The 14,388-nt window shown below is 59.5% G+C and carries 13 protein-coding genes; 6 read left to right on the forward strand and 7 right to left on the reverse strand.

Annotation, left to right across the window (positions count from 1 at the left end; all coding sequences use genetic code 11):
• Positions 1–361: 361 nt before the first annotated feature.
• Positions 362–1,636: a replication-associated recombination protein A gene (locus tag C6Y32_RS02235; protein ID WP_105203531.1), complete on the forward strand. Its 1,275-nt coding sequence runs from the start codon at positions 362–364 to the stop codon at positions 1,634–1,636.
• 12 nt (positions 1,637–1,648) lie between these two features.
• The gene (locus C6Y32_RS02240; protein WP_105203532.1) at positions 1,649–1,885 is read left to right on the forward strand and encodes a hypothetical protein; all 237 of its coding nucleotides are present in this window, start codon (positions 1,649–1,651) and stop codon (positions 1,883–1,885) included.
• A 44-nt stretch (positions 1,886–1,929) separates the two neighbouring features.
• Here C6Y32_RS02240 and C6Y32_RS02245 read toward each other — a convergent pair whose 3' ends face one another.
• Complete coding sequence (locus C6Y32_RS02245; protein WP_105203533.1) at positions 1,930–3,612, reverse strand: FAD-dependent oxidoreductase; 1,683 nt, start codon at positions 3,610–3,612, stop codon at positions 1,930–1,932.
• Between the two features lie 164 nt (positions 3,613–3,776).
• Here C6Y32_RS02245 and C6Y32_RS02250 point away from each other — a divergent pair, with 164 nt between their 5' ends.
• Positions 3,777–4,463, forward strand: a complete 687-nt coding sequence (locus tag C6Y32_RS02250) for a Crp/Fnr family transcriptional regulator (RefSeq protein WP_370738796.1) — start codon at positions 3,777–3,779, stop codon at positions 4,461–4,463.
• Here C6Y32_RS02250 and trxA read toward each other — a convergent pair.
• From trxA to C6Y32_RS02275, 5 genes are all read right to left on the reverse strand, one after another.
• Complete coding sequence (trxA, locus tag C6Y32_RS02255; RefSeq protein WP_105203535.1) at positions 4,449–4,760, reverse strand: thioredoxin; 312 nt, start codon at positions 4,758–4,760, stop codon at positions 4,449–4,451. The two genes, C6Y32_RS02250 and trxA, sit on opposite strands and share 15 nt — an antisense overlap.
• A 207-nt stretch (positions 4,761–4,967) precedes the next feature.
• Positions 4,968–5,945 (reverse strand): zf-HC2 domain-containing protein, encoded by a 978-nt coding sequence (locus C6Y32_RS15800; protein WP_105203536.1) that lies wholly within the window; start codon positions 5,943–5,945, stop codon positions 4,968–4,970.
• The gene (locus C6Y32_RS02265; RefSeq protein ID WP_105203657.1) at positions 5,942–6,382 is read right to left on the reverse strand and encodes an RNA polymerase sigma factor; all 441 of its coding nucleotides are present in this window, start codon (positions 6,380–6,382) and stop codon (positions 5,942–5,944) included. The genes C6Y32_RS15800 and C6Y32_RS02265 overlap by 4 nt, the downstream gene beginning before the upstream one ends.
• A gap of 420 nt (positions 6,383–6,802) precedes the next feature.
• Positions 6,803–8,152: an MATE family efflux transporter gene (locus C6Y32_RS02270; RefSeq protein ID WP_105203537.1), complete on the reverse strand. Its 1,350-nt coding sequence runs from the start codon at positions 8,150–8,152 to the stop codon at positions 6,803–6,805.
• A 257-nt stretch (positions 8,153–8,409) separates the two neighbouring features.
• Positions 8,410–9,201, reverse strand: a complete 792-nt coding sequence (locus C6Y32_RS02275; RefSeq protein WP_105203538.1) for a substrate-binding periplasmic protein — start codon at positions 9,199–9,201, stop codon at positions 8,410–8,412.
• A 1,649-nt stretch (positions 9,202–10,850) separates the two neighbouring features.
• Here C6Y32_RS02275 and C6Y32_RS02280 point away from each other — a divergent pair.
• The 3 genes from C6Y32_RS02280 to C6Y32_RS02290 all read left to right on the forward strand — a co-directional run bounded on the left by C6Y32_RS02280 (position 10,851) and on the right by C6Y32_RS02290 (position 13,751).
• Entirely contained in the window at positions 10,851–11,411 is a 561-nt protein-coding gene (locus C6Y32_RS02280; protein WP_105203539.1) for a YdeI/OmpD-associated family protein, read from the forward strand.
• A gap of 1,132 nt (positions 11,412–12,543) precedes the next feature.
• A complete protein-coding gene (locus C6Y32_RS02285) occupies positions 12,544–12,897 on the forward strand; it encodes a winged helix-turn-helix transcriptional regulator (RefSeq protein WP_105203540.1) in 354 nt (117 codons plus the stop codon).
• The gene (locus tag C6Y32_RS02290; RefSeq protein ID WP_105203541.1) at positions 12,888–13,751 is read left to right on the forward strand and encodes an LD-carboxypeptidase; all 864 of its coding nucleotides are present in this window, start codon (positions 12,888–12,890) and stop codon (positions 13,749–13,751) included. The genes C6Y32_RS02285 and C6Y32_RS02290 overlap by 10 nt, the downstream gene beginning before the upstream one ends.
• Positions 13,752–13,845: 94 nt before the next feature.
• On the opposite strand, the gene C6Y32_RS02295 is transcribed toward C6Y32_RS02290, so the two are convergent.
• A complete protein-coding gene (locus C6Y32_RS02295) occupies positions 13,846–14,292 on the reverse strand; it encodes a GyrI-like domain-containing protein (protein WP_105203542.1) in 447 nt (148 codons plus the stop codon).
• Positions 14,293–14,388: the final 96 nt, after the last annotated feature.

Consider the following 14,388-nt stretch of genomic DNA (forward strand, 5'->3'; position numbering starts at 1 on the left):
CAGCCGGCCACGCGCCTTTGGCACACCTGGCAAAAGGGTCCCCAGCCCCATAAAAACAGCAAAAAGGCGCGCAGAACACCGGTTTTGCCGCGCCTTTTTGGCGCCGTCGGGCCGCTGCCGGCAATATCCGCCATCCGCCCGGCACCGACCCGCCGCTGTACTTTAAAAAGCGCCCCGCATGTATTTTTTATAATAGCCGATCCAAGATCGCCAGATCTTGGGTGCGTGAGCACAGCTGGCAGTAGCCAGCTACCGGCGTTTTCAAAAAATATCCTGTATGGGGCCCGGAGCTCCATACAGAGAGCGGCGCCAGCCGCGCCTAGTCGCAAAGCGGCTATTTTTCATAGGAGGGAGATACACCATGCCACTGGCCGACCGCATCCGCCCCACCACCCTCGACGAGGTGGTGGGCCAGCAGCACCTGCTCCAAAAGGGCTCGATGTTTCGCGGCATCGTCGAGTCGGGCGACATCCCCAACATGATCTTCTACGGCCCCTCCGGCGTGGGTAAGACCACCGTCGCCCGCATCATCGCCCAAAACACCCACAAGCGGCTGCACAAGCTCAACGGCACCACCGCCTCCACCGCCGATATCAAGGCCGTCATCGCCGAGCTCGACACCTTCTCCGGTATCGACGGCGTCATCCTGTACCTCGACGAGATCCAGTACCTCAACAAAAAGCAGCAGCAGACCCTGCTGGAATTTTTAGAGGACGGCTCCATCACCCTCATCGCCTCCACCACCGAAAACCCCTATTTTTACGTCTACAACGCCATCCTCAGCCGCAGCACCATCTTCGAGTTTAAGCCCGTCGACCCGCCCGAGGTCAAGCGGGCGGTGCTGCGCGGCTTTTCGGTGCTGTCTGAGCAGCTGGGCTATCCGGTCCACTGCCCCGACGAGGTGGCCGACTACATCGCCGTCAGCTGCGGCGGCGACGTGCGCAAATCCATCAACGCGGTGGAGCTGCTGACCGCCGGCGCCGGTTTTGGCGATGACGGCAGCAAGACCATCACCCTCGAGCAGGCAGAGCAGGTGGCCCAGCGCAGCGCCATGCGCTACGACCGCGACGCCGACGTCCACTACGACGTGATGAGCGCCCTGCAAAAGTCCATCCGCGGCTCCGACCCCGATGCCGCCGTCCACTATCTGGCGCGGCTGCTGGCCGGGGGCGACCTGCTCTCGGCCTGTCGGCGGCTGCTGGTCATCGCCAGCGAAGACGTGGGTCTGGCCTTCCCCCAATGCATCACCATCGTCAAGGCCTGCGTCGACAGCGCCCTGCAGCTGGGCCTGCCCGAGGCATCTATCCCTCTGTCGCAGGCGGCGCTGGTCATGGCCACCGCCCCCAAGTCAAACAGCGCCAATGCAGCCATCCAGGCCGCGCTGGCCGACGTGCGGGCCGGCCGCACCGGCGACATTCCCGCCCACATCCAAGACGCCCACTACAGCGGCGCCAAAAAAATGGGTCGCGGTCTCACCTACCAGTTCCCCCACGATTTTCCCGACCACTACGTGCCCCAGCAGTATCTGCCCGATGCGCTGCGCGGCACCACCTATTACCAGTACGGCGAAAACAAGGTCGAGCAGGCAGCCAAGGCCTACTGGGAGAGAATACGAAAAAACCGTGAGCAGAAGTAGGGGGGCTTTTCCATGCTGCACATCTTTAACCGCCGCGAACTGTGCGTCACCTTTTCCCAACAGGAGTACTGGCGGATACTGGATATCTTAAAGCAAAACAGTATCCCCTACACCGTGCGCATCCTGCAGCAAAACGGCCCCGACTTTACCAGCCGGGACTACCCCGGCGGCGAGCGGGGCGTCTACGTCCACAAAAACGACCTGGAGCGGGCCCGGGCCCTCATCGGCCGGGCGGGGGCGCGCTACTAAAAAAGCGTATCCGGCAGCTGCCGGATACGCTTTGCAGTAGGTGGCTATTTGCACTGGGTGCAGATGTAGGGCGGCACCTGGCGGTTTTTGGTCACCGCCTCGTAAAGGCGCCAGCCGCCGGCTAGGTTGTAGCAGGTAAAGCCGTGCCCCGCCAGCAGCCGGCAGGCGATATAGCTGCGCAGCCCACTGTGGCAGTGGACATATACCGGCTTGCCCGCCGGCAATTCGCCCAGCCGCTGGCGCAGGCTGTCCAGCGGGATGTGCGAAAAGCCGTCGATGTGTCCGCGGGCGCGCTCGGTGTCGGTGCGCACGTCCAGCAGCGTCACGCTGCCGTCGCGGGGCAGGTCGGCCACGTCGTGCCAAAAGAACTGTTTTACCTTGCCGGTGACGATGTTCTCGGCCACAAAACCCACCATGTTCACCGGGTCTTTGGCGCTGCCAAACGGCGGTGCGTAGCACAGCTCCAGCTCGGCTAGGTCGGTGACCTTGGCCCCCAGCCGCAGCGCGGTAGCCAGCACGTCCAGCCGCTTGTCCACGCCGTCAAAGCCCACGATCTGCGCCCCCAGCAGCCGCAGCGACCCTTTTTCCCACAGCACCTTGATCGACATGCTGCTGCCGCCGGGGTAGTAGCCGGCATGGCTGGCCGAGTAGGTGTAGGTCTTGTCGTAGCAAAGCCCCGCCCTCTGGGCGGCAGCCTCGCTCAGGCCGGTGGTGGCCACCGTCATGTCAAACAGCTTTAACACCGCCGACCCCTGCGTCCCCCAGTAGCTGCTCGCAAGTCCGCAGATGTTGTCGGCGGCAATGCGCCCCTGCTTGTTGGCCGGCCCGGCCAGGGGGATGAATGTCGGCTCCCCGGTCACCAGGTCGGTCACCTGTACCGCGTCGCCCACCGCGTAGATATCCGGCAGGTTGGTGCGCATCGCCGCATCCACCACGATAGCGCCCCGCGCGTTTACGTCAATGCCGCAATCGGCCGCCAGCGCAGTGTCCGGCCGCACCCCCACCGAGAGGAGCAGCATATCCGCAGTCAGACTGCCCTCGTCCAGCTCTATCTGCAGCTGGCTGCCGGTGTCGGCGATGTGCTTGACCGCCCGCCCCAAAAGCAGCTGCAGCCCCTTTGTTTCGGCGTAGGCGTGCACGTCGGCAGCCATGTCGAAGTCCAGCGGCGCGATCAGGTGGTCGGCCAGCTCAACAACGGTCACTTCCAGCCCGGCTCTCATCAGATTTTCGGCCATCTCCACACCGATGTAGCCGCCGCCCACCACCACCGCCCGGCGCGGCGCCCGCTCTTTGATGAACGATTGGATAGCCAGCGTGTCGGGGATGTTGCGCAGCGTAAACACCCGCGGCGACTCTACATCCCCCAGCGGCGGAATCAGCGGCGCTGCCCCGGGCGAGAGGATCAGCGCGTCATAGCGCTCCCGGTACTCGCTGCCGTCGGCCAGGTCGCGCACCCGCACCTCTTTGGCCGCGGGGTCTATGGCCACCGCCTCGCTTCTCACCCGCACGTCCACATGAAAGCGGGCCTTAAAGCTCTGGGGCGTCTGTAAGGTCAAAGCGCTCTGCTCGGTGATCTCCCCACCGATAAAATAGGGCAGACCGCAGTTGGCAAACGAGACGAAATCCCCCCGCTCCAGCACGACGATCTCGGCCTGCTCATCCAGCCGCCGCAGTCTGGCCGCCGCCGATGCGCCGCCGGCCACTCCGCCAATGATCACTGTTTTCATAATTTTTCCTCCATATCTGTCTGCCTGCCGCCCGCGGCGATACAGCCGCCCGGCAGGGTCCCTTTTTTCGCTTGCGGCCATACTCGCCGGCGCACCCGGCTGCTACCGGCTACCCGCGCCTAAAAAGTCTGTGCCATCTGCTTTATTTTAACACCAAAAGGGGAGTGAACACCTTGGAACACACCGCCTGTTATCAGCTCTTTGCCCGCACCTTTCCCTTCTGGGCCGGCCTGCCCGAGGCGGAAAAGCGCTTTCTCTGCCAGCACACCGCCACCGCCACCTACCAAAAGGGGCAAAACATCCACGGCGGCAGCGGCGAATGTACCGGCTGCATCGTGGTCAAAAGCGGCTGCGTGCGCGCCTACCTGCTCAGCGAAGAGGGGCGCGAGGTCACCCTCTACCGGCTGTACCCCGGCGACCTGTGCATGCTCTCGGCCTCCTGCGTCCTGCAGGCCATTACCTTCGACGTGCTCATCGACGCCGAGGAAGAGAGCTGCTGCCACATCATAGCCGGCGGCGCCTTTGCCCAACTGGCCGCGCGCCAGCTGGAGGTGGAGAATTTTGCCCTCGGCGTGGCCGTCTCCCGCTTTTCCGACGTCATGTGGGTCATGCAGCAGATCCTGTTCATGAGCTACGATAAGCGCCTGGCCATCTTTTTGTGGGATGAGATGGTCAAGACCGGCAGCACCCACCTGCCCCTCACCCAGGGGCAGGTCGCCAAATACACCGGCTCCGCGCGGGAGGTGGTGTCCCGCATGCTCAAGTACTTTGCCTCCGAAGGCATCGTCACCCACGGCCGCGGCGGCATCGATATCACCGACCGCGAAAAGCTGCGCTCACTTACCGTCTAACAGCGCCAGCACCGCCGCCTTGGGGCGAAAGCCCACCGCCTGCTGTGTCGTCTGCCCGTCTTTGATCACCGCCAGCGTGGGTATGCTCATCACGCCAAACTGGCTGGCCAGCTGGGGCTGTTCGTCCACATTTATCTTGCACACCTTTACGTCGGGGCGCTCGGCGGCTACCTGCTCTATAATGGGTCCCAGCATCTGGCAGGGGCCACACCAGCTGGCCCAAAAGTCCACCAGTACCGGCCGGTCGGCCTGCAGTACCTCGCGCGCAAAATTTTCTCTCGTAACAGTTACAGCCATGTTGCTGCCTCCTTCTCTTGTCTCTGGGGTGGGGGCCGATCGCCCGCCACTGTCTACATTGTACCACTTTTTAAATGTCGCGCTGTGATCAGGTCACACACGCGTCCCTGTACCTCGGCCCGCATGTTTTTAGCCGGCACCCAAAAGGGGCGAGCGCATATTTTTGCGCTCGCCCCTTTTTTTCTGTCTGTTGCCCTGTGGCGGCGATCACCGCTTTTTGGGCGTCCGCCGGCGCAGTAGCCCCGCCTCTATCAGCGCCGCCCCCACCGCGCCGCCCACCAGTAAAATAAGCAGGTAGGTGTTGGCATTCACCAGCGCGTCGGTGTGCCAGTGCCACAGGTCGGCCCGCAGCAAAGTCAGCTCCCGCTCTCCGTACAGGATCCAAAAAATCACGTCCTGGATGGTGCTGCCAAATATCGCCACCGCCGCTGTACAGATGCCGGCCCGGGTAAGCCCGCTGGCCGGCAGGTAGCGGATGGCCAAAAACAGCAGCCAGGCAAACAGCGCGCACACGGTGGTGATGAGCAGCGCCGGCCGCCAGTAGTCCGCCGCCCCGCTGTAGGCCCCACACACCGCGATCACCGCGTATAAAAGAAGCGTGTCCACCGCCATCACCAAAAGTGCCCGGTGCCGCGCCGGTGCTCCGCGCAGCGGCAGCTGTCTTGCCACCATCGGTAAAAATACCGCCGCCAGCCCAAACAGCACCGGTACCGCCGCCACCCAAAACCAGTCGCCGCCGGCATACAGGCAGCAGCAAAGCAGCAGTACAAGCAGGCTGCAGGTAAAGCCGCAAAGCGTCCACAATCCCTTTTTTCGCACAGCCAGCAGCGGTACCGCCGTCAGCGAGGCAAATACCGCCATCGCCGCCAACACGATAAAAAACCAGTCCAGTGCGTGGCCGGTGACAATGTTCACCACCAGGCAGGCCAGCAGCGGTACCAACAGCGCGCAGCCGCCGATCAGCACCGCCTTTTTTTTCAGGTGGTCGCCATAGTGCGCGATCACCTGCTCCCGCTCTCTTTGCAACTGGCCGCTGTAGGGGTCCTCGCCCATCGCCGCCAGCGTCTGGCGGCAGGCGGGGCAGGCGGCCAGGTGCTCCTCTACCGCCGCCCTGCTCGGCGCGCTGCAGGCGCCGTCGTAATACAGCGGCAGCAGGTCTTTTATCAGTTCACAGGAATATCTCATTCGCTCTCCATCCTCTCGCGCAGCTTCAGTCGGGCGCGGTGATAGGTCACCCGGGCCCAATTCTCGCTCTTTTCAAACAGAGCACCGATCTTTTTAAACGGCAGCTCGCCAAACACCCACAGCCCAAACACCTCTTTATACGGTTCCTCCAGCTGGTGCAGTACCTGGTGGATGCGAAACGACAGTTCCTCGTCTGCCAGTGCCTCGGCCATGTCGCCGTCCGCCGCCACCTGCTCTGGCAGGTCGCCGTCCCGCCGCCGTTTGCGGCAAAAGTCCAGGTACAGATTTTTAGCTATAGCACACAGCCAGGTCAGCGTGGCCGCCGCACCGCGGTAGCCGTGCGCGGTGGTCATCACTTTAAAAAAAGTCTTTTGGGTGATCTCCTCGGCCAGCTGCCGGTCTTTGCCCAGGGTCATCACATAACTGTATACCTGCATGTAGTAGGTGTTGTAGAGCTGCTCAAACTCAGTATCCAAATCACCACCTCCTCTCCGGCCAGTCTCACCGGTTAGACGTCCCAGCGCCGCTTTCGTTACAGCTTTTGGCAATAATTTTTTTGCGGCCGCGCCCAGTATCTTTATACCCCCACATATCTGCTGTTTTTAGATCCTGCACACAGCAAAGTGGGCGCACTGCCGCTAGCTGCCCCCCACCCGGCCACTTTTGCACGGGTATTTGCTCCGCCGGCTATTGCCGCCCCCGCCACCATGCGGCGCAGCTTCCCCGGGCGTGGCACCATATCTGCCCCGCCACTGTCACCGCCACCCGGCGGTAGGCGCTGCGCATAAATAGGGGAGGGGAGATCACCCGGCCCCGCGGCCCGCAGTCCCCCCTCGGTATCCCGCCGTCAGCAGCGCTCACCGCTGCCGCGCCGTTGCCGGTTCTCCGGTCAGCGCCCGGGTATAGATGCGTATCAACCCAATGGCTGCCACCGCCACCACCAGCTCGGTCACCGGCATGCACGGCCACAGCGCTGCCGGCCCAAACACCGCCGGCAAAACACAGATGAGCGCCCCGCTCACCGCCGCCCCCCGAGCCACCGATATCCAAAATGAGGCCCGCGGCCGCATCAGCGACTGAAAGTAGTAGGTCGAAAACACATTCAGCGGCAGCAGCAAAAACGAGATCCCGTAGCAGCGCATGATGCTCGGCGCGATCTGCAGCACCGCCGGGGTAGGGGCCATAAAAATGCGCACGAGACCGGTGGGGAAGAGCCACATCACCGCCGTCCACGCCAGCCCAAACACCGCCACTGTATACAGTGCGTAGCGCAGCACCTGCTGCATGCGCTGCCAATTGCCGGCGCCGTAATTGATCGAAAATATGGGCTGTGCCGCCTGGCCCACACTGTAGGCACAGCACTGCACGATGGTGCTGATATTCACGATCACCCCGTATACCGCCAGCGCATCCGCACCCAAATAGCGCATGATTTGGCGGTTAAAGAGCATGGTCAAAAAGCCCATGGCCACATCGATAAAAAAGGTCGAGAACCCGGTGGTGCCGATGCGGCGCAGCTTGTCCCCCAGCTGGCCGGTGCGCACCAGCCGCAGCGTGTTTTGGCGGGTAAAAAAGTGCACCGCCATCACCAGGGTAGTCAGCACCGCGCACAGCGCCGTAGCCAGGCCAGCACCCATTGCGCCCATGTCCAGCAAAAAGACAAAGGCGTAGTCGCCGACAACGTTTACCGCCCCGCCGGCCAGCACCGCCGCCGTGGCCAATCCCGGCGCTCCGTCGTTGCGCAAAAAGGCAGCCAGCATCTGGTTTACCATGTATAGCGGCACCACAAATTTAATGGGCAGCAGGTACTGCCGCGCAATGGGCAGTATCTCGCCGCTGGCGCCAAAAAGCTCAAGCAGCTGCCGGTCAAACAGCACCACTGCCGCCCAGCACACCGCCGCCAGTACCGCAGTGCCGATACAGGCGGCGGTAAAATACTCGTTTTCCCGCTCACCGTCGCGGCTCGCCCGCCCCTTGGCCGTGCCGTACAGCACCGACCCGCCGATCCCGGTCAGCAGGCCCAGGCTGTAGATGATGTTCCAGATGGGGGCCACCACCGCCAGCGCCGCTGTACCTATGGGCCCCTGGTACTGCCCCACCATCGCCATGTCCACCAGCCCGTAGATCGAGCCGATCATGGCGCTGCCAAAAGCGGCCGCCAGGTACTTTTTATAAATGTGTCTTACATCTTGGTGTAAAAGGTCCATCCTCGTCCTCCTCCCAATATCCCCGGTGCCATATGTCCTGTCCAGCGGCGCCGGGGCCGTGTTTGCCCTGCTGCTCTCCCGCCCATGGGCGTCAAAAAAAGGCCGGGTAAAGCAGCAGGTATCTCAACCTGTCACCTTATCCAGCCTAACCGTTTCCTACGAACGGGCAGCCCTCCGCGTGAGCAATAGCTATCATAGCACACTGCTGCCGGGTTGGCAATATGTGTATTGTGAATAGATGCTTTTTTGCACCGGTCCTATTCCTGGCCGATCTCCCATTTCTCCAGTGCCGTGGTGTAAGCGCTCGAGCCCATGTATTTGCCGATAGCTTCGTTTACCGCCCCCATCAGGTCATCGTGGCCCTTCATGGCGATCACGTGGGTGCCCTCGGTGGCCATGATCTCCTCGATCTGCGCCAGATCGTCGTTGGCAGAAATATAGCCCTTGGCCACCTGGTCGTTACAGGCCACCGCGTCGATGGCCCCGCTCTGCAGCGCTGCGAACATGATGTTGTAGTCGCCGGGGTTCGAGAACACACCTTCCGGCACCGCCTTCATGGCCGCCTCCTCACAGCTGGTGCCGGTACCGGCGCCGATCTTTTTGCCCGCCAGCTGCGACAGCTGGGTAATGCCCGAGTTCTTGGTCACCACCATCACCTGGTCGGTCTCGATGTAGGGGTCGCTAAACAGTACGTCGCGGTCTGCCTTGTAAGCGAAAGCCGAAACACCAATATCCACCTGGCCCATCTGTACCGCCGTCACGATCTGCGAGAACTCCATCTGTTTGATCTCCAGTTCCAGCCCCATCAGTTCGGCCAGCTCTTTGGCCATGTCCACGTCAAAGCCCTCTATCTCACCGCTGGCATTCAGCGACTCGTAGGGCGGGTAGTCGCTGCACATGCCCACCACCAGCTTGTCTTTGCTAATGAGCTGCTTCTGCCAGCTCTCCTGCGCACCGCTGTCGGCGGCGCCTTTGCCGTCGCCGCAGGCACAGAGCAGCACAGCTGCTGCCATGAGTAAAGTCAGTACTTTCAGCAAATGTTTTTTCACAGTTCTCTCTCCTCTATCTCTACAGCGCCGGGCCAGCTGCCCGGCTGCCGGCTCTCATTTTATACCCTACAGTCGCACAAAATGCCGTCTTCGCAGTCTCATAGCGGGGGCTCGGTCATATCTCGGTAGCGGGTATCTTGCGCCCATGTTGGTCTCACCGTGTATCGTCTTCAAAAAGGTGCCCTCCTCTGTGTGTTGGTATATGAATATATATACTATACAATTCATAATTTGTCAATAAAAATGCAAAAATATTTTAAATATACGAAATATTATACAATATCGTATACATATATACACCCGCTTTTGGCACTGGTGTCCCAAAGCACCCCCGACCGCCAGCCTCGCCAGCACCCAGCCCACACGTTGCAAAAAGCATCCGGGCGCACTCGAAAAAACATCTGCCACCCACCCCGTACCGCCACCGTGTACACTAAAAAATAAAGCTGGTCGTCCAATCGCAAAGCATTGACCGCTGTCTAGTCACCCATATACCAGCGGCCGCACCCCCGACCGACAGTTTCCGCTGCCGGAAAAAACTGTTTTATACAGGATTATTCGCAATGCATATCTACGCATGCCCGCCTTGGGTCACCGGTATTTCAAAGCACCACTCCCGACCAGTAGCCCCCGCCAGCACCCAGCCCACACAGCAAAAAAACGGCCATGCGCACCCGGCAAAATATCTGCCGCCAACCCCGCACCGCCACCGTGTTACACTTAAAAAATAAGGCCGGTCGCCCAAGTAGCAAGATCCGTCCACCGCCTGACCGCCATATACCCACTGCCGCGCCATTCAGTCAATAGTTTCTACCGCCGAAGAAACGGTCTCATACAAGATTGTCCAGTAATACGTATATGTGCCTGATTCAGGTTACCAGTGCCCAAAGCATCACCCCGGCCGGCAGCTCCGCCACTACTCAGCCCGAACAGTAAAAAAGCATCCTGACGCGCCCGGCAAAACATCTGCCACTCACCCCGTACTGCCACTGTGTTATACTAAAAAAGCTGGTCGCCCAAACACAAAAGCCCGTCTGCCGTCTCGATTGGCAGTCTCCACCGCCAGGGAAAACTGTAATACAGGACTATCCGGTATATGCGCACATTCGCATATGTATGTGCCTTTGGACACCAGCACTTCAAAGCGCCACCCCCGACCAGCAGCCCCTCCGCCGGTACCCAGCCCACACAGCAAAAAAACGGCCATGCGCACCCGGCAAAATATCTGCCGCCAACCCCGCACCGCCACCGTGTTACACTTAAAAAATAAGGCCGGTCGCCTAAGTAGCAAGGCTTGTCCGCCATATACTTCCTGCCACACCTCTGATCAGTAGTCTCTACTGCCGGGGAAAACCGTTATGCAAGACTATCCGGTATATGCGCACATTCGCATATGTGCGTGCCTTTGGACACCGGTATTCCAAAGTGCCACCCCCGATTGACAGCCCCGCCAGTACCCAGCCCACACAGCAAAAAAACGGCTATGTGCACCCCGGCAAAACATCTGCCGCCCAACCCCGTACCGCTACCGTGTATACTTAAAAAATAAAGCCGGTCGCCCAAGTAGCAAGATCCGTCCACCGCCTGGCGGCCATATACCCACTGCTGCGACTCATCCGGCAGTATCCACCACCGGGAGGTATCGTATCATGTGTGAACTAATGCATTTTATCAGCCGTCAAGACTTCCGCCGTTGGCTCTCCGAGCACTGCCACTCGGGAACTGGTGTCTGGCTGCTGCTGGGCAAAGCAGGCGGCCCCAATACCATCAGTGCCAGCGACGCGCTGGAAGAGGCGCTCTGCTTTGGCTGGATCGACGGCCAGATGCAGCGCATCGACGATAAGCGCTATAAAAAGTATTTTGCCGAGCGCCGCAATAACAGTAAATGGTCGGCCAAAAACAGAGCGCTGGCCCAAAAGCTGCAAAAACAGGGCCTCATGACCCCAAGTGGCCTTGAAAAGATCCAGCTAGCCCAGCAAAATGGCCAGTGGAGCGCCCCGCCCCCACCGCCGGTCACCAGTGAGCAGATCGGTATCCTGTCCACTCTGTTACAGGCCTACCAGCCGGCACACACCAACTTTTTGGCCATGTCTCCGTCGGTACAAAAAACATACGCCCGGGCGTATTTCAGCGCCAAAACCGCGTCTGGCCGCGCCCGGCGCCTGTCGTGGATGGTCGATCGGCTCAATAAAAATCTAAAGCCCATGTAAAGCTATCTCACCCAGCGCCTCTCTCACCGTCCCCTACTGCTGCCTGCTTTCCCGCAAACAGCAAACAGTAAGCGGTGAATAGTGAACAGCAAACAAAATAGCCTTTAACTGCCGTCAAAGTAAGTATTTACCAGTACCTTGTCCGCGGCAACTGCCCAATGTCCCTTAAAAAACAACGAGAGCAAAGGCGCTCCACCTCTGCTCTCCAGGTCCCTGTATCACTGTATAAGAATATTCTGTATCGCTGCTTGCAGCATATATGTCCAGGTCTCTATCGTGCATACTTTTGCATCATTTGCTTTGTCGCCGAGTAGTTTTTTACTCCTTGCACGTCAAGTAATAACGGGTTTTACGCAACAAGCTAAACGAACAGTTTAGGTGCTCCATCCCAGTTCAGAACACCCCCTTTATCCCAAAGTATCCAACCGAGTTGTTCAAACATAAAGTTGCTTTTTGCCGAATTGTGCGCCAACGAAGTTGTTGCCCAGATTTCTGGGGTGTTTTTCCTCCCAATAAACTGGAGCAGATGTAATCGATAGTCGGCTGGTATTCCCAATCAGCTATATGACAGGCGTCCGTCTTCCAAGGCACCGGATACGAAAATGCATCTGGGATCAATTCCAACATCGCGCGCAATCGTCCCGGGGTCAGCAAGTGTTTTCCAGAGTCCCTGTCAATAGATCCATCTCTAGAAAATTGTCCTTCTTTGCTCTGATCGTATACTCCTGGCCCGCGGCCCTAACAGGGGTAAAGGAGTTCTTTTTGTCTATAGGCACCTTAGCAGCGGAGCGGTCCTATCATTTAAAGATCTGTCCGCCTGCAGCAGGCCTATCTGGTCATCACTCATAATATCTCTCCACATCCCACACCAACACGCCAATGAATATTTTAATATGACACTAAATCGCAGATATCGCATGGTTCAGGTGCAGCTTATATGTCGGCACACAACAGGGCCTTGGCTGTCGCCTAATATCCACCAGGTAGCTGCTATCTCCCACCCCGCCTCCATATCCGCCCCTTGTCACCACCCACCAGCCCGCCTATAATAGATGTGCAGGATCTTCGTTTTAGTATCTTATCAAAACTGTGTGTTCAGCAGCTTTTTTTAAAGAAAGGATAGGGAGCACCCATGACCGAAAAAGAATTGCCCGCCTGCCCGGTTGAGACAACGCTCATGCTCATCAGCGACCGCTGGAAAGTACTCATCATTCGCGATCTGCTCGCCGGCACCAAGCGCTTTGGGCAGCTTAAAAAATCTATCGGCAAAATATCGCAGAAGGTGCTCACTGCCAACCTGCGGGCCATGGAGCAGAGCGGTCTGGTCAGCCGCAAAGTCTACGCCGAGGTCCCGCCCCGGGTCGAGTACACGCTCACCGCTACCGGTTACAGCCTTAAACCGGTGCTGGATGCCATGGTCGATTGGGGTAGCAGCTATCAGCAAAAGGTGGCCACCCACCAAAAAGAGGGATCGCCATGCAGTTAACAGCGGGAAACAAGGTCGCGCTGGTGGCCTGCTCCAACGGCCTGCCTGTCAACCAGCAGCCAGAGGTGCAGCGGCTCATGCAGGTGCTGCGCGGCATGGGCCTTTGCCCGGTGTGCAGCGACTATCTGTACGCCGGGTCCACCGCTTTTGCCGGTACTGCCGCCCAACGGGCCGCGGCGCTGCAGCAGGCCTACGCCGACAGCCAGATCCGCGCGATCTTCGATATCTCCGGCGGCGATATGGCCAACCAGCTGCTCGATCTGCTCGATTACCGGCAGATCGCCGCCAGCCCCAAGCCATTTTTCGGTTACAGCGATCTCACAGTGCTGCTCAATGCCCTGTACACCAAGACCGGTGCGGTCTCCTATCTGTATCAGGTCAAAAATCTCATCTGGCAAAGCAGTGCTCAGCAACAGCCCGCCTTCGTCGCCAGCATGTTTTCCGGAGCAGACGACCTGTTCCGGGTAAAGTGGCACTTCCTACGCGGAGAACGGATGTCCGGAACACTGCTGGGCGGAAATCTGCGCTGTCTGCTCAAACTGGCCGGCACCCCCTACATGCCCGATCTCACCGGCAAGCTGCTGTTTATCGAGAGCCTTGGCGGCGGCGTACCGCAAATGGTCACCTACCTCTCCCAGCTGCGGCAGCTGGGTGTATTTAAACATATCTCCGGCCTGTTGCTTGGCACCTTCACCTATATGCAGCAGCACCGCCAACAGCCAAGCATGCACCAGCTGGTGTTACAGGAAACACAGGGCTGCACCTTTCCCATCGCCTATACCAGCCAGGTGGGTCATGCCAGCACCTCCCGCTGTCTGCCCATCGGCGGGCCTTATACAGTCCAATTGCCCTAAAATTGCCCGTTTTAACAATTTGGTAACATTTAAAAAGCAAAAAAGAGCAGGCGCCACCCGTGCGCCCGCTCTTTTTATGCTGTAGGCCAGTAACCTATACCACCGCCACCCCAATCTCCACCCGGCAGTAGTCCGCCTCCTCGTTCCACACCTGGTAGTCCTCAATGGTCGGTACCTCCCGCTGGCAGATTACCTGGCGGTCGATCAACTCGCCGTGGATGTACTGCCAGGTCTTATACAGCACCCCGTCGGATATCTTGCCCTCGGCCTTTAACACCACCCAGTCCGAGGGGGGAAATGCGTAGAAGGCGTACCCCGGTACTTCTTCTGCCACCACAAAGCCCACCATATTGTCGTTGCGCCCTGTACAGTCAAAGCCAAAACACAGCCCCAGTGTCACTGGCTGCCCTTGGGCGTCCCGCTGCATCTGCTGCATGCGGCCGTCTTTTTTTATTATGTCCCACACACCGCCGGGTTGCTCGGTCACTGCCCGCACCCCGGCCACACTAAATGCCTCTTTAGCCACTACGCGGTATTTCACACAAAGCCCTCCCATCTTCTCGGCCCATCACGCCAGCGGCAGCAGCCGCAAACTTGTCCGATCGCTTTATTCTAGCACGGCACTGGCGGCTTTGGC

The organism is Neobittarella massiliensis (ex Bilen et al. 2018), from assembly GCF_900289145.1.
GTDB lineage: Bacteria > Bacillota > Clostridia > Oscillospirales > Ruminococcaceae > Neobittarella > Neobittarella massiliensis.

What these genes read in the sequence shown, in the direction of transcription:
- C6Y32_RS02235 (WP_105203531.1), top strand. Translation starts at nt 362, where the DNA reads ATGCCACTGGCCGACCGCATCCGCCCCACCACCCTCGACGAGGTGGTG.
- C6Y32_RS02240 (WP_105203532.1), top strand. Translation starts at nt 1,649, where the DNA reads ATGCTGCACATCTTTAACCGCCGCGAACTGTGCGTCACCTTTTCCCAA.
- C6Y32_RS02245 (WP_105203533.1), bottom strand. Translation starts at nt 3,612, where the DNA reads ATGAAAACAGTGATCATTGGCGGAGTGGCCGGCGGCGCATCGGCGGCG.
- trxA (WP_105203535.1), bottom strand. Translation starts at nt 4,760, where the DNA reads ATGGCTGTAACTGTTACGAGAGAAAATTTTGCGCGCGAGGTACTGCAG.
- C6Y32_RS15800 (WP_105203536.1), bottom strand. Translation starts at nt 5,945, where the DNA reads ATGAGATATTCCTGTGAACTGATAAAAGACCTGCTGCCGCTGTATTAC.
- C6Y32_RS02265 (WP_105203657.1), bottom strand. Translation starts at nt 6,382, where the DNA reads ATGCAGGTATACAGTTATGTGATGACCCTGGGCAAAGACCGGCAGCTG.
- C6Y32_RS02270 (WP_105203537.1), bottom strand. Translation starts at nt 8,152, where the DNA reads ATGGACCTTTTACACCAAGATGTAAGACACATTTATAAAAAGTACCTG.
- C6Y32_RS02280 (WP_105203539.1), top strand. Translation starts at nt 10,851, where the DNA reads ATGTGTGAACTAATGCATTTTATCAGCCGTCAAGACTTCCGCCGTTGG.
- C6Y32_RS02285 (WP_105203540.1), top strand. Translation starts at nt 12,544, where the DNA reads ATGACCGAAAAAGAATTGCCCGCCTGCCCGGTTGAGACAACGCTCATG.
- C6Y32_RS02290 (WP_105203541.1), top strand. Translation starts at nt 12,888, where the DNA reads ATGCAGTTAACAGCGGGAAACAAGGTCGCGCTGGTGGCCTGCTCCAAC.